Annotated in this window: 19 protein-coding genes; 10 read left to right on the plus strand and 9 right to left on the minus strand. The window is 51.2% G+C overall.

Annotated elements, in window-relative coordinates; translation table 11 throughout:
- Positions 1-9 precede the first annotated feature (9 nt).
- The 5 genes from K5L82_RS05135 to K5L82_RS05155 all read left to right on the plus strand — a co-directional run bounded on the left by K5L82_RS05135 (position 10) and on the right by K5L82_RS05155 (position 4,975).
- Positions 10-780, plus strand: a complete 771-nt coding sequence (locus tag K5L82_RS05135; protein ID WP_133005589.1) for an aspartate/glutamate racemase family protein — start codon at positions 10-12, stop codon at positions 778-780.
- Between the two features lie 83 nt (positions 781-863).
- Positions 864-1,394, plus strand: coding sequence for a TRAP transporter small permease (locus K5L82_RS05140; protein WP_133005590.1), 531 nt, complete (start codon positions 864-866; stop codon positions 1,392-1,394).
- Between the two features lie 13 nt (positions 1,395-1,407).
- Complete coding sequence (locus K5L82_RS05145) at positions 1,408-2,661, plus strand: TRAP transporter large permease (RefSeq protein WP_316933385.1); 1,254 nt, start codon at positions 1,408-1,410, stop codon at positions 2,659-2,661.
- Positions 2,662-2,689: 28 nt separating this feature from the next.
- A complete protein-coding gene (dctP, locus tag K5L82_RS05150) occupies positions 2,690-3,754 on the plus strand; it encodes a TRAP transporter substrate-binding protein DctP (RefSeq protein WP_223133421.1) in 1,065 nt (354 codons plus the stop codon).
- A 63-nt stretch (positions 3,755-3,817) separates the two neighbouring features.
- Positions 3,818-4,975, plus strand: coding sequence for a M20 aminoacylase family protein (locus tag K5L82_RS05155; protein WP_223133422.1), 1,158 nt, complete (start codon positions 3,818-3,820; stop codon positions 4,973-4,975).
- Between the two features lie 360 nt (positions 4,976-5,335).
- On the opposite strand, the gene K5L82_RS05160 is transcribed toward K5L82_RS05155, so the two are convergent.
- The 9 genes from K5L82_RS05160 to K5L82_RS05200 all read right to left on the minus strand — a co-directional run bounded on the left by K5L82_RS05160 (position 5,336) and on the right by K5L82_RS05200 (position 13,383).
- Positions 5,336-6,349 (minus strand): zinc-dependent alcohol dehydrogenase family protein, encoded by a 1,014-nt coding sequence (locus K5L82_RS05160; protein WP_223133423.1) that lies wholly within the window; start codon positions 6,347-6,349, stop codon positions 5,336-5,338.
- Positions 6,350-6,381: 32 nt separating this feature from the next.
- Positions 6,382-7,272, minus strand: coding sequence for an alpha/beta fold hydrolase (locus tag K5L82_RS05165; RefSeq protein ID WP_223133424.1), 891 nt, complete (start codon positions 7,270-7,272; stop codon positions 6,382-6,384).
- 235 nt (positions 7,273-7,507) lie between these two features.
- The gene (locus K5L82_RS05170; protein WP_223133425.1) at positions 7,508-8,272 is read right to left on the minus strand and encodes an acetoacetate decarboxylase family protein; all 765 of its coding nucleotides are present in this window, start codon (positions 8,270-8,272) and stop codon (positions 7,508-7,510) included.
- The gene (locus K5L82_RS05175) at positions 8,265-9,029 is read right to left on the minus strand and encodes an alpha/beta fold hydrolase (RefSeq protein ID WP_223133426.1); all 765 of its coding nucleotides are present in this window, start codon (positions 9,027-9,029) and stop codon (positions 8,265-8,267) included. Before K5L82_RS05175 ends, K5L82_RS05170 begins: the two co-directional genes overlap by 8 nt.
- 168 nt (positions 9,030-9,197) lie before the next feature.
- Positions 9,198-9,971 (minus strand): SDR family NAD(P)-dependent oxidoreductase, encoded by a 774-nt coding sequence (locus tag K5L82_RS05180; RefSeq protein ID WP_223133427.1) that lies wholly within the window; start codon positions 9,969-9,971, stop codon positions 9,198-9,200.
- 2 nt (positions 9,972-9,973) lie between these two features.
- Positions 9,974-11,152: an acyl-CoA dehydrogenase family protein gene (locus tag K5L82_RS05185; protein WP_223133428.1), complete on the minus strand. Its 1,179-nt coding sequence runs from the start codon at positions 11,150-11,152 to the stop codon at positions 9,974-9,976.
- 58 nt (positions 11,153-11,210) lie between these two features.
- Positions 11,211-11,933, minus strand: coding sequence for a histidine phosphatase family protein (locus K5L82_RS05190; RefSeq protein ID WP_223133429.1), 723 nt, complete (start codon positions 11,931-11,933; stop codon positions 11,211-11,213).
- On the minus strand, positions 11,933-12,322 hold the full coding sequence (locus K5L82_RS05195; protein WP_223133430.1) for a DUF6285 domain-containing protein: 390 nt from the start codon (positions 12,320-12,322) through the stop codon (positions 11,933-11,935). Before K5L82_RS05195 ends, K5L82_RS05190 begins: the two co-directional genes overlap by 1 nt.
- Positions 12,319-13,383, minus strand: a complete 1,065-nt coding sequence (locus K5L82_RS05200) for a phosphotransferase family protein (protein ID WP_223133431.1) — start codon at positions 13,381-13,383, stop codon at positions 12,319-12,321. Before K5L82_RS05200 ends, K5L82_RS05195 begins: the two co-directional genes overlap by 4 nt.
- 234 nt (positions 13,384-13,617) lie before the next feature.
- Between K5L82_RS05200 and prpR the strand changes: the two genes are divergently transcribed.
- The 5 genes from prpR (at position 13,618) to dctP (K5L82_RS05225) (ending at position 20,370) form a co-directional block, all read left to right on the plus strand.
- Positions 13,618-15,579: a propionate catabolism operon regulatory protein PrpR gene (prpR, locus tag K5L82_RS05205; protein WP_133005600.1), complete on the plus strand. Its 1,962-nt coding sequence runs from the start codon at positions 13,618-13,620 to the stop codon at positions 15,577-15,579.
- Positions 15,580-15,794: 215 nt separating this feature from the next.
- A complete protein-coding gene (locus K5L82_RS05210) occupies positions 15,795-17,405 on the plus strand; it encodes a long-chain fatty acid--CoA ligase (protein ID WP_228259051.1) in 1,611 nt (536 codons plus the stop codon).
- 52 nt (positions 17,406-17,457) lie between these two features.
- Entirely contained in the window at positions 17,458-17,964 is a 507-nt protein-coding gene (locus K5L82_RS05215; RefSeq protein WP_223133432.1) for a TRAP transporter small permease subunit, read from the plus strand.
- 31 nt (positions 17,965-17,995) lie between these two features.
- Positions 17,996-19,276, plus strand: coding sequence for a TRAP transporter large permease subunit (locus K5L82_RS05220; protein ID WP_262492579.1), 1,281 nt, complete (start codon positions 17,996-17,998; stop codon positions 19,274-19,276).
- 29 nt (positions 19,277-19,305) lie between these two features.
- Positions 19,306-20,370: a TRAP transporter substrate-binding protein DctP gene (gene dctP, locus K5L82_RS05225; protein WP_223133434.1), complete on the plus strand. Its 1,065-nt coding sequence runs from the start codon at positions 19,306-19,308 to the stop codon at positions 20,368-20,370.
- The last annotated feature ends 226 nt before the right edge of the window (positions 20,371-20,596 follow it).

Below are 20,596 nucleotides of genomic sequence, written 5' to 3' on the forward strand. Positions count from 1 at the left end.
GGGTGTGACATGCTGACGCTAGATGAATTCAAGAAGTTCGAAATACCGCTCCCCTATACGACCGAAGGACGCCTGGATCGTGTGCATATTGGCCTGGTACAGCTCAACACTGACCACTCCCTAGAAATGGATTGGGCTAAGCTCATCGGCACTCAGGCGGCAGTCTTTAGCTCCCGGGTTTTTTCCACCAGTGAAATGAACCCCGAGGCACTGGATACCATAACCGCCGGTGTGAGTGAGGCGACTAGCCTGATCGCGATTGGCCTGCCCATGGACGTGATGGCCTTTGGTTGCACATCGGCTTCGATCGTTATTGGCGAAGAAAGAGTTGCCGAATTACTGACTAAGAACAGAGGCGACATCCCCGCGACGAACCCATGGGCTGCGGCGCAAGCCGCCTTCAAACACTTGGGGGCGCAAAAAATTGCGGTGTTTGCTCCGTACCCTACGGGCGTCAATTACCCACTGTATCAGCAACTGCTGGAAGCCGGTTTTGATGTCCCGGCGCTAGGGGCTTTGGGGATCGAGAACGACACGGATATCACCACCATATCGAAAGAATCAATGCTTGAAGGCCTAGGTAAATTATTGCCTGGCTCCGGTGCTGAGGTTGTCTTTATGTCGTGTACCAACCTCCGAGCGCTTGATCATATCCAGGAAATGGAGGACGCATTTGGTGTTCCAATTGTGACCTCCACGACAGCACTGTTCTGGCACGCCATGCATCTGGTCGGACGGAAGGCGCAGTGCCCTGGTTATGGAAAGCTTTTAGATCAGTAATGTCTTTCAGACACGTTAAAACAATAACTCGCTTGCTATTTATCTATATCTGAAATTGATAAATAGTAGCAAACGGAGTTCACATGAATAAACTGAGAAAAATTGACGATTTTGTCTCAATGCTGACAGAATGGATACTTTCGTTCGGCGTCATATTGATGGCCGTTGTTTTGGTTTCCAATATCATCGCCAGAAAAGTATTTTCTGCCAGTATTCCTGCAGCCGATGAAATCGGCGGCATTCTCATCGTGATCGTGACCTTCAGTGGTATTGGTTATGCTGCTCGCAAGGGACGCCATATCCGAATGACTGCCTTATTCGATGCAGCGCCCTATAAAGTAAAAAAAGGTCTGCTCATTTTTATTTCTGCGCTTACCTGCGTTACGTACTTGTACGTGTGTTTTATATCTTATGAATACATTGCCCATACAAAAATGCTGGGTCGTGTAACTTCTGCCCTTGAAATGCCAGCCTGGATTGTTCTTGTAGTTGTACCGATTGGCTTCGGTTTAGGCGCTATTCAGTATTTCATGAATTTAATCATGAATATCAAAGAACCATACCTATACATAGGTACGGAGAAAGCGGCAGAGGGCTCACAAGATGTTAATTAGTCTCCTTGTCGTGATGGTCATCCTACTGCTAATGGGCTTTCCCATGATGATGACCATGCTGTTCTCGTCGTTGTTTTATATCGTCTTATTTATGCCTAATGTTGAAGCCTTTACAGCTGTTCAACAAATGGTGTTGGGCATACAAAGCCCCGTACTCATGGCTATACCTATGTTTATGTTAGCGGCAGATATTATGTGCGCAGGCCATACCTCGAAAAGGCTTCTGGACTTTGTCGAGAGTCTGGTTGGCCACCTACCCGGCGGAATGGCGACGACCACCTCACTGACCTGCGCACTGTTCGGCTCCATTTCTGGTTCGACTCAGGCCACGGTAGTCGCCGTGGGTCGCCCGGTGCGCGAACGCCTGCTGAAAACAGGCTACGACGACAGTGAAGTTATGGCGCTGATCATCAACTCCAGTAACCTTGCCTACCTAATCCCGCCGAGCCTGGGGATGATCGTTTATGGTGTCGCCAGTGGCGCTTCAATCGGTGACCTGTTTATTGCCGGTCTGGGTCCTGCCGCGGTTATCCTTGCGATGTTTGCGATTTACAGCGCATTCTATGCAAAGGCAAAAAAGATACCCAAGCATGAAAGGGCTAGCTTCGTAGAGCGCTTCGAGAAAGCAAAAAAATGCCTGTTGGCTTTTGGTTTTCCGATCATCATCATGGGCGGCATCTATACCGGGATTTTCAGCCCCACGGAAGCAGCGGCAGTTGCCGTCCTATATGCACTCATTGTTGAAGTCGGCTTTTACCGGAGCGTTAGTCTAAAAGACTTGCACTCCATAGCGCTGTCAACGGGCATGATTACTACGGTTGTTTTTATTCTCGTTGCGGTTGGTGCAGCATTTTCATGGATTATTTCTTATGCCAGAGTGCCGCAATTAATTGCCGAAGGCTTGTTAGGCACTGACCCTTCCGTTTTCGCTATACTTCTAACCGTTAATATAATTTTCTTTGTCGGCTGTATGTTTGTTGAAGCCGTAGTGGTCATTCTGATTTTGACCCCAATCTTTGTACCTATCGCGACAGGAGCCGGAATTGATCTGGTTCATCTGGGCATTATTATCACTTTACAAGTGGCCATCGGCTCGGGGACTCCACCATTTGGCACAAGTATTTTCACGTGTTCGGCCATTTTTGATCAACCATATCTTAAGGTGATCAAAAATCAGGGACCATACATAATTATGCTGCTCTTAGCGTGTGTAATTATTTCAACTTTCCCAGAAATCTCTTTGTTTCTTGGAAGCTTCGCAAGCTAGTTCTACAAATACAAAAGGATGAGTCGTTATGAAAAATATAAAAACCCTGATTGCATTAGGTCTGGCTCTGCCCCTGTTGTGGGCTTGTGGGTCTGATGGAGGCGAATCTGCAAGTAGTCAAGACAAAGTCTACACATTCAAAGTAACCCACGAGGAGTACGCCGATACGGTTCCAGACCTTTATGCCAAAGAACTGGCCAGACGGGTTGAGGAAAAGAGCAACGGACGTATTGAGTTTGAGGTTTTCCAGGTGGGCCAATTGGGTGTTGGTGTCGATCTGATTGATCATCTTTTGACGGGCGCAACCCAAATGGCCATTGTCAGCCCGGGAAATGTCGCAACAATTGTCCCGGAAGGTCAGGTGTTTGCACTTCATTACCTTCTCCCTACGAATGTGAAAGAGGCCTATGACTTCCTGGCACAAAGTAAAGTGGCCAATAAGGAACTGCCTGCCATCTACGCTGAGAAGAATCTGAAACTGATGGATCTCTGGCCCCTAGGTAGCAGTAACTGGTTAACCAAAGAAAAGGTGCAAGAGCCAACGGATTTTGAAGGTATGGCATTCCGGACCATGGATACGCCGCTGATCGTCAAAAACTACGAAGCCTATAACGCCAACCCAACGCCTATTTCCTACACCGATGTGTATAGCGGTTTGCAGCTGAACATGATTTCTGGTGCTGAAAACCCACTCGGTGCGCTGGTCGACATGAAGTGGTATGAAGTACAGAACTATCTGATCATGTCTAACCACATTATGTATCTGGAGGGCGTTTTTATTAACAACCAGTACTTCAATAAGCTGCCTGAAGACCTGCAAAACATTCTCAGCGAAACTATTGATGAAATGCATAATTATGCTTATGAGTTGCAGAAGAAAGCTAACGAGAAAGCTGGCGAAACTCTCGCTGAAAATGTGGAGGTGGTTAATCTAACGGATGACCAGATTGCAAGCTTTAAAGCCGAAGCAAAGACTGTTCGTTCTTTCTTCAAGAACAATATGGGTGATCGTCCGGCGAAAGTTTTGGAAGAACTCGAAGCAGAACTAAATGAGTTTAACAAGAAGCGTGCTGAGGCTGCTGATAGAAGCTAATAGCATCCGAGATATGTACAGGTCACAACGGACGTGGCCTCCTATGAAAGGTAGGAGTAGGTAATGTCTGTAGTTCAGAAAGTAGCCGAGTGGCGCCGTCATATTCATCAGCATCCCGAGCTGAGCACCAAAGAATTCAATACCTCCAAATTCGTCGCGGATAAGCTCGAAGAGTTTGGCTTAGCCGTTCACCGTAATGTCGGCGGCACTGGTGTGGTCGGCATATTAAAAAATGGAACCAGCAAACGCTCCATTGGTCTTCGTGCCGATATGGATGCCCTAGCCATCCATGAGCAAAATTGTTTTGATTATAAGTCTAAAACCGATGGCGTCATGCATGCCTGTGGACATGATGGGCATACCGCAATGCTGCTGGGTGCCGCGTACGAACTGGCCAACAACCCAAGCTTTGATGGCACCGTTTATTTTATCTTTCAGCCCGATGAAGAGCGTGGCACCGGTGCCAAAGCCATGATCGCCGATGGTTTGTTTACCCGCTGGAACATCGACGCCGTCTATGGCATGCATAATTTACCTGGCGTGCCGGCGGGGAAGTTTGCCACTCGCGCCGGTGCACTAATGGCGAGTGAAAGCGCTTTCAAAATTGTAGTAAAAGCGACTGGCGGCCATGCAGCCATGCCCCATACGGGGACCGACCCTATTGTGGTTGGGTCGCAGATTGTCACCGCGTTGCAGACCATTGTGTCACGGAATTTGAGCGCCATTGATGAAACGGCGGTCATTTCTGTAACCAATTTTGAGACGAATGGCACGGTAAATGTGATTCCATCAGAGGTCACTATCTCTGGCGACACTCGCAGCTATACCGATTCGACATTGCGAAAAGTCGAAAAAGCTATTGAGCGAGTAGTAGCCGGTCAATGCCTATCGGCGGGTGTTTCGTACGAGTATCAATTTAACAACAGCTACTTATCGACCATCAACTCTTTGGATGAAACTCAATATGCCGTTGCTGCCGCTGAGAAGGTAGTTGGCGCACCCAACGTGGATGGTAACTGCAAGCGCTATACCATCAGTGAAGATTTTTCATTCATGTTGCGTGAGGTAGCTGGTTGTTACATTTTAATCGGTAACGGGGAAGGCGAATGTGGCGGCACCGCGTTGCATAATCCTCATTACGATTTTAACGATGACATTCTCCCCACAGGAATCGATTTCTGGGTAGCGCTGGTTAATAATCAGCTCAGATCGGACCTATAAATCGCAAGTGCCCGGCTATCACACCTTGTAGGTATAGCCGGCTCTCATTCAACATTAAATAGATTCAGGGTGGATCTGTGGGGCTGAGAATCCTGTCCGAGCTCCACCTTGAACTGTTCTTTAAAGGGTCCGGGCTGGATTGGAAACTCTGGATGCCATTACTCCCCGGAGCCGAACGGTCACCTTCGGGGACGTCCTGACCTTGCTTACTGATTACACTGGTCCGGCCGCAAAGGTCGCAATGCGAACATTCAGGCGGACAGACCGACACTATCCTGTGGGAAATTTAAGCCTCTTTTTAGAGACTTCCGCAGTAACGGGTTAGAAGCCGACTTAGACGAACCATTTCCCGCTTAATGGTCACCACTCAGCAACGATCTTACCAAAGTGACCACCACTTTCCTGGAGCCGGAAAGCATCCGCCAATTGCTCGAAACGAAAGCTTTGATAGATCACTGGGCGTAGTTCGTTTTGCTCGAGAGCCGCGACGTACTCCTGCTGCTGGCGACGATTTCCAACAACCAGGCCTTGAAGCCGGGCTTGCTTCGCCATGAGTAATCCCGTGGGCACCTGGCCTTCGCGCCCGGTTAAAACACCAATAAGAGCAACATGCCCACCGACGCAAACCGCCTGTATAGACTGACTTAACGTGCCCGGACCGCCCACCTCAACAACATGATCAACCCCTCGCCCTTGGGTTTGGGCGAGAACCTGGTTAGCCCAGTCGGGATAACGTCGGTAGTTGATAGTGGAATCCGCTCCGAGTGCACGGGCTCTTTCTAACTTTTCGTCTGAGGATGAAGTAATGAAAACTTTGGCACCCATCGCTTTGGCTATTTGCAAAGCAGCGATTGAAACCCCGCCCGTGCCAAGGAGCAAAACGCTCTGCCCCGCCTTCAGGCTCCCTTCTGTTATCAGCGCCCGCCATGCTGTCAGACCGGCCGTGGTGATTGTCGCTGCTTCTGCATGACTCCAGCCAGATGGGGCACGAGTGAAATTGGTGGCCGCCCTGACTGAGTACTCCGCAGCAAAGCCGTCAATTCCGTCGCCAGGGGTTTCCCGGAAATTTCCCACGCCATCAAAGGCTTGACCATCCTGCCATTGCGGAAAAAATCCGGAAACAACATGATCTCCCACCTCAAACTCTGCAACCCCCTCACCTACAGCTTCAACAACCCCCGCTCCGTCAGACATTAGAAGGCGCCCATCCTCCGTCGGGATACTGCCATTGGCGACCAGCAAGTCATGATAATTTAAAGAGGTGGCATGAATTGCCACCCGTATCTGCCCAGGCCCGGGTTGCCCGGGATCTGGGGATTCCCTCACTTCTAATGCATCAAGCCCGCCCGGGGCACGCAGATTTATTGTTTTCATATACCCTCTGTAGTGGTTCAGTCGTTCAGTGGTTACCGCCACTTATTAATAAATTCCACAGTCGCAGGATTGATATGCTGCGGATCAGATGCGCTCAGGAAATGCTGACCGCCATCAATGATTTTTAACTGCGCGTCTGCTGACTGACTAAATCGCCGAATCCCATCTTCAGCATTGGCGACCGAGTACACCGTATCAGCGGTACCGTGCATCCAGAGAACAGGACAGGTGACACTGCCGAGGCGTGCGTGCAGACTGTCTCGGTCACGAAGATTAATGGAAGCTGTACGCAAGCGTTCACGCCCCGCATCCCCTTTGTAGTTCCGTCGGTACTCATCAAGCCAGAATGCGCGATCCTCTGGGGTCACCGTATCGCCCAGCCCCGCGTCTAGAACGCCCACAACGAATTCTTCCGGTACCGTCCAGTCATCAGTAACAGGTTCTGCTAGAGCATCGATGGCGGGGGTACAAAATTCTATACCGTCCCAACAACCCAACTTACGGCTAAGCTGACTCTCATTATCCATCGATGTGCCGAGCGGAATGATCCCCTTGATCCGGTCCGGAGCAAGCATCGCTGTCTGCGTCACAATCCAACCGCCCTGCGACGTCCCTAGAGCAAATGCTTCAGCGATACCAAGGGCATCGAGCACTTGAATATTCGCAATGGCGCTGTCCCAATACGTGAATTGTCGATATTTCGGATAGGTTTTGCCATGGCCATAAGGTTCAATGGCAAGAAGATTGGCCACCTTCATCAGCTTTGGGTCTGCAAATTGTGGCCTGAATAACTCCGCTGACGTCGTGAACGAATTGTTCATGATAAGCGTTGGTAACGACGGATCGTACGACTTACCAAACCTGTAGCCAACTTTCGAGCCGCCCAGATGGGGAATATCAACTGTTTTTATAATTTCAGTCATTTGTCATTCCTTTTTTGTCGGTTTTGGACTCTGACACCGAGACTCTTAGCGTAAGTCAAACCTGATGCATGCCTTGCAACGACGAGGGGCTGGCAACCCGATTCAGGCTCGCTTTAACCTTCTCGCGGGTGTTCGGTAAAACACGCCCCCTCCACTTCATACACGTGCAATCCTCCTTCCGTGAGATTGCACATGCTACTTCAGAGACGTCATCCTCCAAGCGTGTTTAATTACCTCATGCTTGGAGGTAGTTTTTGACTTGTCTTCCCATTGAATAAGTGAATGTGACATCCCCATAGAGCACCGATGGTGTACTAAGAGGCGATACGGGAGCCAAGCTGGCGGCCGGGTGGCCGCTAGGGAAGTTGAACGAAATATCGTCAACTTTTGCTTCGTAAAGATCAGCCACAAAGGGGAGCGGAAGTTCTATTAATTCACTTATGGCTGCACTGCCGCCTTCGGGGCGCGGAAACTCACGATGGGCATAATAGTTGAGATGCCCCCCAAGAGTACCAGCCGGAGTGTCAGTAACGGTTGCGCGTGCAGTGATGACATCCTTACCGTCGACCGCGAGCGTAGACACAAGGCGTCCGTCGACGGTCTCGGCTCGTCTTACGCCGTGCATAGCCGGAATTCCAGCCGCCTCGCGTGCGTATGCCAGGACACGTGGAGAGCTATTCCAGTAGTATGCGAAAAATCGACCCGGAATTGGGAGCGTACCCTCTGCCGCCAGGCTATCGTGACCCTCGATCTCAACCGTTAGATATGTCAAAGAAAAAGCCCCAAACCCACTGGTGTTACTGGCCTCGATTTCATACATATTCATCTGGACCATGTTATTGGGATGAGGCTTTAAGCCTTCAGGAAGCACTGCCTTGAGAGCCTCCGGATTGGCTTCATAACCAACAATCAGCATTCTAGCCCCACGGATAAGTTGCGGCGTTGGAGGTGTCCATACGGACGCAGGCATACCGCGATATGGCTTGCTTGTCTCAAACATTACTCTCTCCTTTTGCAGCTTGAATAAACGCACTTTCCCAAAGCTGTGCAGTTTCCCGGGGGGTTTCAATCATCGGGTAATGTCCAGCCTTATCAATACCCAGTAACGTACCCTCACGCAGTAAAGCTGCAGTGTCTGAAAGGTATTGAGCCGTCACGAAAGGATCACTGTCACCGTAAGCAAGAGAGACAGGAGCAGAACAGTTTTTTAGCGTTTTGAAAAAATCCGCCTTAGTCCAGTTCGCGAGATAAGCTTCCCACACAGACTGATTCATCGTCGCTCGCGTGTTTCCGACGATGGTGTCCAATTGTTCTGTGGTCAAGTGAGGTGCGAGACCCTTTAATACAGGGCCCGGATCTTCCCATGCTGATTTAAAAGAATCATAGGTCGCCTCATCCAGCGGAGTTCCCTGAGGAGATACGGGAGTCAGCGCTACGACGGCGGAGACTCGGTCCGGCGCAAGAGTTGCCACTCGCAACGCCGCTGCCCCGCCCATTGAATGGCCGAGAATATTGAAGTGATCCCACCCCAGCGAATCTGCGGCAGCAAGCGCTGACGCTGCCATTCCTTCCATTCCTTCGGCGGGGGGGACTGAGCGATTGGAGCCATACCCGGGGAAATCGAAGTAGGCGTAGGTGAAACGTGTATCGTCGACCAACGCACGGGTATCGAGCCAGACATTGCTGTCCAGCGCCCACCCGTGTAACACAAGGACGCGTTGCGTCCCTGAACCTTCTATTGCTGCGATGCCGTTCATTGGTGGCTTTCCTCTTGTTCTTGTGATTATTGTTTCTGAGGTTTGCTTTTATCCTCGGTTCACTGAATGCGATGTGTTTAATTTTGCTGTTTTACACCTCCCCAACTATCCAATGGATAATTCCAGAAAATTTTGTCTTTATTTGATCACGCAGGCTCTGGTCGGGCTTTACAAACCCGAGCAAGCGTGACCGTTATCAACCACAATTTCAGAACCCGTCATTGCTCTTCCCGCATCAGAAGCAAGAAGCAGAAGCGCACCATCCAGATCCTGGACCTGACAGAACTTTCTCGCAGGAATACGTTTCTTAAGCCGTTCCCCCGCGTCACTTTCCAGAAAATCCTGGTTGATTTCAGTCATTACATAACCAGGCGCCAATGAGTTGACTCGAACGTTATGGCGCGCCAGTTCCAACGCCAAAGAGCGAGTCAGATGAGCCAGACCAGCCTTGGCTGCGCAGTATGGCCCGACCCCACCTGCCAGACGGGTGGCCAGAATGGAGGTAACGTTCACAATACTGCCACCATCACTCTGCGCCATTCTTCGGGCGCTTTCCTGAGCTACGATCCAGGCACCCTTGAGGTTGGTCTGCACAATGCTGTCCCAGTCATCATCTGTGTACTCCAGCGCTGCTTTTGTATCGCTGACACCAGCGTTGTTCACAACAACATCAAGCCCGCCATACTGACGGCATAGCTCGTCAAGACAGGCAACAACTGACATCCGTGAGGCGACATCCAGTGACAATGCCAATGCAGCACCACCCTCACTGCGGATATCCGCAACCAGCTCCTGAAGGCGATCAACCCGACGCGCACCCACAACAACCTGAGCGCCGGCTTTTGCCAGTGTTTTAGCGAAGTGGCGCCCAAGCCCGCTAGAGGCCCCCGTAACCAGTACACGTTTCCCGGCCAGGCCGAAGAGATGATGACTATCTATCATGTTTAACCTTTCAATTTGTCAGTGTGACGGGCGAGAATTTTCCTTGCGAGACTCATCCGGTGAACCTCGTTCGGCCCGTCGTAAATGCGGAAGCCTCGGGCATCTTTAAAGATTCGCTCCACGATGTTTTCACCGGAGACCCCTTGCCCGCCGAGGACCTGAACACTCCGGTCAATTACTCGCCAAATACCTTCAGAACTGATCACCTTGGCCATACTGGATTCGGTGTTTGCGCGTTCGCCTTTGTCTAGTACCCATGCGCAGTGCATGATGGACAGGCGCGTAGTCAACATATCCATTTCGTTATCGGCCAGCATGAAGCCTACGCCTTGATGATCACCCAAGCGTTTCCCAAACGATTCACGTGTGCTCGCATATCGACAGGCTTCATCATGGGCTCGCTGAGCTGCTCCCAACCAACGCATGCAATGGGTCAACCTTGCCGGGGCCAAACGAACTTGCGCGTACCGAAATCCCTTGCCAATTTCGCCAAGGATGTCGCTAGCTGGCACTCTAAGATTCTCAAAGCGCACGACGCCATGGCCGCCGGTGAAGCACGAGTCCATCACATCCATCATTCGGTCAACGTTAAAACCAGGCTTGTCAGTGTCTGTGAGAAACATGGTGGCGTTACCATCGTCAGTTCGCGCCATGATGATCGCAAAAGCGGCTCCCTCTGCACCGGTTATAAACCACTTCTTCCCATTGATAATATAATCATCGCCGTCACGGACAGCCGTCGTGTTAAGCATCGATGGGTCCGACCCTGCTCCCGGAGAAGGTTCAGTCATCGCAAAACAAGACCGGGTTTTCCCTTCCACCAATGGTCGTAGCCAGCGCTCTTTCTGTGCCTCTGAAGCGACCACATCCATCAGGTGGATGTTGCCCTCATCCGGCGCATGAACATTTAGTGCTGTGGGGCCGAGCGGCGAATATCCTGCCTCTTCGAAGATCACAGCTTTCGCAACATGAGAGAGTTCGGCGCCGCCCATTTCCCGTGACGCATGCAAAGTAAGCAGTCCGTTTTTACGCGCAAGGGCCACCAAATCATTTCGAAGTTCTTCAGTGGGACCGTGTGGCGTCTGGCGCGGATCGGATTCCAGAGGCATCACCTCGTCCCGGATAAAGCTGCGAACCTTCGCGTGCAACGCTTTGAGCTCATCACTTAATTCAAAATTCATCGTTATTTCCCAATCATTGGATTTATTTTAAGCCGATCAAAGTGAGCAGGCTCCGTTGTCACATCGACAACATGGATTGAGTTATCCGCTCCATAACCGTCGAGCGCTCACCGGATTTAATAGGGTTGTATGGAGTATGGTTAAGGAGGCGCAGGTACGCTTTGACTGAGCCATCAGCATTTGGCTGGTCTACATCCACAATATTGAGGCACGCATGGTCCTGCTCGATAAAGGGTAGCGATGACAAGTCCCCGCTCATCAGCCACGAGATCAGAACCCGGTTGACGGCATCATGGCTGGCGATCACAGCGCTTTGCCAACTCGTGTCCGCAAGCAGAGTGCCGAACCATTCAAGGACCCGAGCGCCAAAATCATCCCAACGCTCACCTCTCAGAAATCCAGCTTCAGGCTGTTGCGACCAGTGATAAGCTTCGGCCACTTCTGTGTCGTATGATTCCAGAGGCATCTTACTGAGCCGCCCCGCCCGAATCTCTCGCAAGGCAGCGGTTGAGTCTGTGGCACACGAATCTGATCGACCTGCCAAAACCATATCAAGGGTCTGAATTGCCCTGGGATAGTCTGAGCTGAAGGCTCTGTCGAATGTCACGCCCTGCAGTATGCGGTTCAGCGCCTGCACCTGAGCCTCACCATCAGCGGACAGCGGCACAGACCTTGGGTCCAATGGATGACCTGTAGCATCGAAATAGTTAACGTGTCCGTGCCGGACTAGGTAAAGGCGACGACGACCTAACCCTTGGTAACGATTCGGAGTCGAGGACATCAGCTTGCCCTCTTGGACGGATGCACAACTTTAGGGTTGCTGATAGCCAGCGCATTCACCACAGCCTTGTGCAAAACTGCCTGCAGTTGCTCCTGTTTTTGTCCTGGAGCGTCGAAAGAGCCTGCCCGGATCGCTTCTTTCATGGCCTGCCGGGAACTCTCCAGCGATGCTGGATCAACGCTTAAGGCGTCTGACAAGATATCTGTATAGGCGGCCACCTCATTCTGGCTGACATTCACTCCACTTTTCGCTTCGCGAGCCGCGATCCCCATTGCACTGGCGATCATGCGCACCTCGTAACGCAGGTTCTCCGGTACCGCGGGAAAGACATCCTTCAGCAGAGTTTCCCGTGCCACCTCAAGCAACTCACATGCATCTGGACGATTCATGGATGACCTCCAGTCAATGTTAGAATATTGTATTCAACCTCTGGTACCAGCCGTCCGGTGAGAGCAAGCTCCAGCGAATACTGTTTCCCGGAAAGGTGCCGTTCGGCCTGCTGGACGGCCACTATGGCCCAGCGGACGTGCGCCATAACCTGCCAGTATCGGAGTTCTTCTGGTGATATTTCTCGGGGACACACTTCCGAGTACCCAGCCATTACATCGCTCAGAGCGCCAACACCACCCGCAACGTTCTCATTCCTGCCGAACCGCCAGCATTTTGCGGTCAACCATCCCAGGTCCTCACGCCAGTCTCCCCATGCGGTGAACTCCCAATCGAGGATGCCTGACACTGCACCTTGATCCACCATGAAGTTACCGGTGCGAAAATCTCTGTGAATAAGGCATGATTCAACCGGAGCAGGCTTGTTGAGGCGAAGCCAACGCAACCCCCACTCGATAACGGGAAAGGCCCAAGGCAACTCATCCAGAAATCCCAGATATTGCTCAATGGTTGCCTGAGCCGGATCTTCAGTCGGTGAGGGCAAGAAACCAAGCGCCTGCTGAGGCGGCTTTATGGAATGCAGCTTCGCCAGATTGCGCCCAAGTTCCCGACATAGAGCGGCTCGGTCAGGCACAAGGGCATCATCTTTAACCAACCGATGGCCTGCAGCGGTGCCACCAACCGCTTGCATGACAAAAAACTCGCGACCAATAACACCCGGGTCTCTGCAGAGCCAGAAGGGTGTAGGCACATCGACACCTGCTTCATGGACCGTTTTAAGTACGGCATACTCGTCCGCCCTGGACATACTTACATCCACTACAGACAGGGAGTCGGTCCGTAATACCCAGCGGTGCTCTCCGGCTTTGGAGCCACCACATACCTGTACATACAACAACCAGTTTTCCTGGATGGCGCCCCCGGAGAGCAACTCCATGTTGGTGATCTGTACATGGCTCCCCTGCAGAACCCCAGATAAATAACGCTCCAGACTTTCCTGCCACCCCCAACGGTCGCCCTCTATACGATGCTGTGAACTTGGGCCACTTTGTGCAACATCCATTAGATACTCTCTTTTCGTAGATACGTTTCCATAAACTGCGTTGAGCAAACTCTGGGCCAATAAAGAGACTAAAAAATAAATTCTGTTAAATCATAGATTTAGGGAATACACAAAAAAGGAGAGAAAAAACGCACCTCTATTCTGGCGCAATCTTGAAACACATTTTTTCACTTTTGAAACAACTTAATCCGCGCTAATATTCCCCTACTCCATGCAAAGAAAGGCGTACCCATCATGGCCACAGGACCCCACAAACCGCGCATCATCGCTCTGATCAACCATCTCACTTTCGACGGTCATCCGAGCAAGTTAACGCTGACGCTGAACGAAATACTGCCTCGCTATGAACAACAAGCGGATATACAGATTGTCGAGACATCGGTCGATAAACTACTTGCAACGGCCAAATCAATAGAGCGGGAACAGCGCGCGGACATACTGATCTGCTCCAGTGCATCTGCGGAGTTTTTGCGGAAGAAAATTTCTATCACCATTCTCTCGTTCAGGATGGGTGAGTACGACCTTATCCGCGCCATCAACCTTGCCCGGGAGCGCGGCACCAAAGCCGGCATTCTTACGCACCAGCGTACCTTGAAAGAGCTTGAGGAAATGTCCTCACTATTTACGGTCGAGGTTTCACAGGCTGTCTACACCTCGCTACAGGAAGCTCGCGAAAAAGTCCGCACGCTTGTTGATCAAGGTTATCGCGTAATAATCGGCTCCCCTACCGTGGTTGAGCTGGCGGAAGCCGCTGGCGCAGAAGGTGTCTTCGCAATAAATGCTGACGCAGTTCGCCTGACACTCGATGATGCACTCGCGATATGCCACAGCCGCGCAGCCGAAGCCCAAAAACACCGGCGCATTCATGCGGTTCTGAAAAATCTTAGTGAAGGGGTCATTGCACTGGACGCGACAGGCAAAGTCTTTTCCGTTAACAACAGCATGAACACCCTGCTACAACCTGATCAGCCAATCTCCATCGGAGATCGCGCCGCCGAACACTTCCCTGACATCAATATAAATGGCGTGCTGACAAAGGGAACCGCGATTGAAAGCCACCTGAGCCTTAGAGGAAGCCAGCGCCTGGCCATTAGCGTACTTCCTATTATGGAAGACGGGCAGATAGACGGAGCAATACTGACATGTCAGGAAATACGGGAAATCCAGCGCGCGGAGCGTCGATTGCGCTCCCAAAGTCGCCCAAGCCATTTCATTGCCAAATATCACTTTGAACAACTGACCGGCGAGGAACAGGCATTTCAGCAAGCGATCCAGCTGGCAAAATTGTACGCCCACTCCAACTCGACTGTGTTAATTACCGGCGAGACCGGCACTGGCAAAGAGCTGTTTGCCCAAAGCATTCATAACGCCAGCAGCAGACAACAGATGCCATTCGTTGCGATTAACTGTGCGGCTTTCCCTGAAACCCTGCTTGAAAGCGAACTGTTTGGGTATGACGAAGGGGCATTTACCGGCACCCGCAAAGGCGGGAAACCGGGGCTGTTCGAGGCAGCACACAACGGCACTATTTTCCTCGATGAGATTGGCGATATGCCGATTCATCTCCAGACTCGCTTGCTTCGAGTTTTACAAGAGCGTCAGGTACTCCGTCTTGGTGGCTCCGAGCCCACCCCCATCAATATCAGAGTCATTGCGGCCACCCACAGGGATCTGAAACAAGAAATCGCCAATAACCGGTTTCGTGAAGACCTTTTCTACCGTCTTAACATCCTCAGAATATCGGTACCGCCCTTGCGCAAGCGCGCCTCCGATATCCCACTACTCTCCAAACTGCTAGCCAGAAACCTCGCCGCGGGAAATACCGACCAGGAACAGGCGGCTAATGACATACTGAATACACTCATGCCTCGCCTGATGAACCACCAGTGGAGCGGCAATATTCGTGAACTTGAAAACCTGATAGAGCGCGCCTTTTTAATGAGCCAGTTCCCTGGCGAATCGAAACCACTTGAAGCCCTGTTTCCAGAGCTGTTCTCAGTACCTAAAGAGCATCACGCAATAAACACTCCAAAGGAAAGCCTGCACAATTTCGGCAAAGCCGCCGAGATAACGCTCATCCAGGAAACCCTCGACGCCCACGATGGCGATATGGCAAGAACTGCAAGAGCGCTGGGCATTAGCCGGTCGACCCTCTGGCGAAGGCTTCGCCAGCCCCAAACCAAAACTCAAAACTGAAACGTTCAACCAACAAATGCAACACGCGTTTCAGATTTGAAACAAGACCACTTCTAAACACCACCCCCCTATACAGGCCCCACCCCCTCCAACCGTGGGTTTCAGCGCATCGTCACAAACGGGCATACATTTTGCTCACTTCGATCTCGACAGACGATTAACTTTACCCTGGCAACGCGAAGTCGCCCTTCTAAAACAACAACCGGAGGCCTGTCTTGAAAGGTTTAATGATGGATGCCCCTCTTAGCATCACAACAATAATGTCTCATGCGGAAATGATCGCCGCAGAGAACAAGCTGATTTCCCGCGGTAAAAATGGCGACATAACCAGGCTGACCTACCACGACGCCTTCGTTCGAGTAGCCAAACTGGCAAACGCACTGGACCGTCTGGAACTCGCCCCCGAAGCAAGAGTCGGCACTCTTGCCTGGAATGACCATCGGCATTTCGAGCTGCACTACGCTATCCCCTGTACTGGCCGTATCTGTCACACCATCAACCCGAAACTGTTCAAGGAGCAGGTCAAATTTATTATTAACGACGCACAGAACGAAGCATTGTTCATCGACCCGGAATTCATTCCGGTCATCGAAGCGATGCAAAGCGACCTTCCCTCAGTAAAACACTGGGTAGCGCTATGCTCAGCCAACAACCTGCCTCAGAGCACCTTACCGAATCTGCAAGCCTATGAGAGCCTGCTCAACCGGGAACAGGATAGCTATGACTGGCCCACTCTGGATGAAAACCGCGCCAGCAACCTGTGCTATACGTCTGGCACCACGGGCGACCCCAAAGGGGTATTGGGAAGTCATCGAAGTATTGTTTTGCAATGCATGTCACAAAACATGGCGAGCCAACTGGGCCTTACATCCGAAGACGTTGTAATGCCCCTGGTACCCATGTTTCACGTCAATGCCTGGTGCATGCCTTACAGCGCCCCCATGGCAGGAGCGGCTCTGGTACTGCCTGGTCCACAGGTATCGGACGCACAGGCGATGACTGATCTCATCAACCAGGAGCAAGTTACTTTCTCTCTCGCCGTTCCGACACTCTGGAGTGGCATTAACCAGTTCCTGAATGCCACCAGCACTCGCATCCCAAGCCTTGACAGAGGCGTTATCGGAGGCGCTGCAGGCGCACTAAAACTGTATGACGAAATGGATCGCCATGGCGTCAGACTGGAAAACGGTTGGGGTATGACAGAACTCAGCCCTATCGGAAGCTACAACCGCTACCTACCTGAACACAATCGACTTCCCGAAGCGGCCCGGGCAGACCAGCGCTTGAAATCTGGGCGTCCATTATTCGGAATTCAGATGCGCATCGTTGATGAAGACGGGAATACCTTACCCCACGACGGAGAAACAACCGGCGTTCTGGAAATCCGCGGTCCATGGGCATGCAGCGCCTACTATGGCAAATCCCGGGAGCATGACTGGTTCAATACCGGCGACGTAGCAACCATTGACCCCTTAGGGTATATGCGCATCACAGACAGGGTAAAAGACGTAATCAAATCCGGAGGGGAATGGATCAGTTCCATCGAAATTGAAAATGCGATCATGGCACACCCCGGGGTCTGTGAAGCTGTCGTCATCGGCGTTGCTCATCAGCACTGGAGTGAGCGACCTCTCCTCGTTGTTGTGCCTGAAGACTCTTATCCATCACTAACTCCTGATCTGCTATTGAGCTTCCTTGAAGGGAAGATCCCCAAGTGGTGGATACCGAATGCCTGTGAGTTTGTTGACACCCTGCCTCATACAGCCACCGGCAAAGTAAGCAAGAAAATGCTGCGCGAAAACTTTAACCGCTACCAGTGGGCCTGATGCCTCACGAACAGAATAAATAAGAGTCCCCATTAAAATAATAGAGAACGCTATGAATCCTCTAAGAATCATTGAAACGTTCAACCTGATCGTCGGAAAGCTATTCAGTTTTTTCGTGTTCATAGGAATGGCTATCGTAGTTTACGAAGTCATCGCGAGATACGTCTTCAACGCTCCGTCGGTATGGGCTCCTGGTTACACGCAACGTGTCTTTGCGGCCTACTTCATCCTGATCGGAGCCTACACCCTGATCAAAGGCGGGCACGTGCGGGTCGATGTACTACTTAATACCAGGTCTCCCCAGTGGAATGCCTTTGCGGACATGCTCAATTATGTGGCCTTGGCCATCTGGACTACGGCCCTGACCTACGAGGCCTGGTTTTATTTCCTAGATGCCTGGGAGTTCAACGAATTGGATGCCAGTGCTTTGCGCCACCCTATGTGGCCGGTGAATCTGGCACTCTTTATAGGAACAGCTCTCATTCTGATCCAGGGTCTGGCCGGCCTGATGTCATCCGCAATCCAGTTCGTCAATCCAAAACAACAAAGCAAAGGGTAAGCCCATGTCACCAGAACTCTTAACCGCTGGTATGTTTGGTCTTCTGCTAGCCTTTATTATAGCTGGAGTGTCGCTCGCTTTCGCTCTGGGTGCAGTCGCTACTATTTTTATATTGATCATGAACGGCACAAGCGGCTTGTTCCCCATTCTGTCTGCCACTTTTGCCAGTATGTGGTCGATCTCACTTGCCGCCATCCCTTTGTTCGTCATGATGGGGATATCTCTCGGGAAGTCGAAAATAGCGACCGACCTATACCAAGCATTTTACCTATGGTCCGGAAAAGTTAACGGTGGGCTACTCGTGGGCACCACCGGTTTCGCCTCGCTTCTTTCTGCCATGACCGGCAGCTGTGCGGCCTCCACGTTGACAACAGGCATGGTGGGTATGCCTGCAATGGAGAAGCACGGCTACGATAAAAAACTCGTGCTTGGCACGATCGGGGCAGCGGGCACTCTCGGCATTCTAATCCCGCCCTCCATAACATTGATTGTTATCGGCATGAGTACCGGGCTTTCCATCGGCAAGCTGTTCATGGGTGGCTTGATTGCAGGACTGGGAATGCTGGTTGTCATTCTTGGTTATGTCATCATCACAGCAAATCTGCAGCCTGAAAAAGCACCCGCCTCCTCTGAAAGCGTCCCTATGAGTGAGAAAATTCGCTCGCTCCGTTCCATTGTTCTTCCAATGGCCATTATTTCGGTGGTGCTGCTGTCGATATTCCTTGGCATGGCAACGCCAACCGAAGCGTCAGCCGTGGGTGCCGCCGCAGTTTTAGCCGCAATTGCCATGCGAGGTGAGCTTAACTGGAGCTTTATCAAGGATGTCAGTTATTCGACCGCCACTATGAGCGGTATGGTTCTTTGGATTATTTTCGGGGCCAGTGCGTTTGTCTCCGTTTATTCGGCTGCCAACGGTATCAACTTTGTGCAGTCATTTTTGCTGTCTCTCGAGATCTCTCCCTGGCTTCTCATTTTGGTTATGCAGGGGGCAGGATTCATTCTCGGAATGTTTTTAGACCCCATAGGCATTATTCTGTTGGTGATGCCAATCTTTATGCCTGTTGTTGTCGAGCTTGGCTTCGACCCCATTTGGTTCGCCGTTATCTTTCAGCTGAACCTATGCGTGGGTTACATTTCGCCGCCCTTTGGCTACAACATCTTCTATCTCAAAACCCTCAGCCCGCACACCCCTATCCTAGACCTCTATAAAAGCGTACTGCCGTATGTCGTATTAATGATTCTTTTTGGAATTTTTCTCCTCGCGTTTCCTTCCATCCTTACGGAAGGCGTGAGCTTACTCACTAATAATTGATACCTCCTACAACAACGAAAGAGACTGATATGAAAGACACAAAGACAATAAACCGCCGCAAATTCTTGTCCACTGGCACGACTGCCGCTGCAACCGTTGCGGCTCTGGGCCTATCCGCGCCCGCAGTCATTGCATCGCCCAAACAGAAAATCAAATGGAAGATGCAGACACACTGGCCAACTGGAAACTGGTATTACGACCCTATCTTTAATGGATTGGCGCGTCGCATCGAAGAAGCGACTAACGGTGAAATCGAGATCGAAACCCATCAACCTAACTCTATAGTTTCTACCGGAGATGTTCTGCGTGGGGTCCGCCGTGGAACACTGGACGGGGCACTTATTTATCCCGCGTACTGGGTCGGGGACATCCCTGCCGCAGGTCACCTCAATGGTAATTTCGGGACCTGGGATTCCATTGAGGAAATGCAATTTTTCATGCACGACATGGGCGCGCTCAACATCATCCGCGAAGCCTACGCCACTCGCGGGATCTATCAGGTAGGCCCTATTTCAAATGGTGGCACGGCCATCTACAGCAACAAGCGGCTTGAGACACCAAAGGATTTCGAAGGCTTCAAAGTTCGCTCAAACGGAAGTTCTGCACAAGTCTTTGAAAAAATGGGGGCAGCACCGGTATCTATCAGCGGCGGCGAGCTTTATCAGGCCCTTCAGACCGGCGTAGTCGACGGTGCGCACTGGGGTGGCGTCTCTGCCGGGTGGGGGATGAACCTGCAGGAGGTAAACAAATATATTATCCAACCGAACCTCGCATCACACCAGAACAGTGAGGTATTTGTTTCTCTGAAATCGTGGAACAAGCTCGGATCGGATTTCCAAAAAGTCATCGAAGATGCTGTTCTGGCAACACACCTCGAAGCTGCCGGGATGTTCATGATGAAAGATCTGCAACGAATGCAGGAGTTCAAGACTGAATATAACGGAGAGATTGTTCAAATGAACGGCGATGCGGTGACAATGCTCCGCGCCAAATCGCTTGAAGTGGTTGATGAAATATCCAAACGCGATCCAGAATATTCGGGAAAAATCGGTGCTCTTTTGCGGGAATTCATGAAACTTACTGGCAAGGTATAAACACCCCAGTCTAGTGGTTGAGCCGCACCCTGCCCTCGAAAAATCAACGAGGGCCTAAGGGCATGCCCCTTTCTTTATCGGGTAATACGGGTTACAGGGAGGATTCACGCATCAGTGGATACTGCGGGTGCGAAGTAGCGGAGAGCTTTTTGCTCGATGACAAGCGCACTACAGACGGCTATTTAAGAGTAAAAAATGCGGTAACTATTAAGACGTGGAATCGAAG

Origin of the sequence: Marinobacter sp. AL4B (assembly GCF_019916045.1) — a bacterium.
In the GTDB taxonomy this organism is placed as follows: domain Bacteria; phylum Pseudomonadota; class Gammaproteobacteria; order Pseudomonadales; family Oleiphilaceae; genus Marinobacter.